This is a genomic window from Klebsiella sp. CN_Kp106, from assembly GCF_040064575.1.
GTDB lineage: Bacteria > Pseudomonadota > Gammaproteobacteria > Enterobacterales > Enterobacteriaceae > Klebsiella > Klebsiella michiganensis.
This window is the reverse complement of the sequence record NZ_JBEAIG010000043.1, coordinates 1-524: the sequence shown is the minus strand read 5'-3', so window position 1 is coordinate 524 and position 524 is coordinate 1. Positions and strand designations below refer to the sequence as shown.

Genomic DNA, 524 nt, shown 5'->3' with positions numbered 1-524 from the left:
TATCCTCAGGGGCCAGCGACGGGCTGAACATCAGGCCGCGCAGCGGAACACGCTTCAGGTGCTCCGTCAGCCACGGCGTCAGCAGCGTTTTCCAGTGGGCTATTCCCTGTTTCTCCAGCTGCCGGCCGAAACGTAACAGGAAATCGTGCGACGGCCCGGCGCACAGCTGCTGTATTCCCCTTTCGCGCAGGGATGGCAGGATAGCGCGGAGCTGGCGCTCCACCCCCGCCGGCGTGGCGCGGGCCGGGAAAAGCGCCCCTACCGTCTGGGTGACGCGCGCATCCTGCGACCAGTCGCTGTCAGTCACCTGCCACAGGTACACCGGCGGCTGCCAGCGCAGCGCCTCCCCGACCTGCTCCAGGGTGCGAAGATGGTTATCCAGCGTACCGGCGGTGGTCTGTCTCTCATCCAGCGCCAGCACGATGCCGTCCAGCGGACGGCTGCGGCGCAGCTTACGCAGGGCGGCCAGGCGCCCGGTGTCCGGCGCCGATGACAGGCTGCCGCCGTAAATCAGCACCGTGCGG

The 524-nt window shown here is 68.3% G+C and carries 1 pseudogene; it reads right to left on the bottom strand.

Annotated elements, in window-relative coordinates:
- Nucleotides 1–524: pseudogene (locus ABLU96_RS11550) on the bottom strand (type VI secretion protein VasK); the annotation flags it as partial.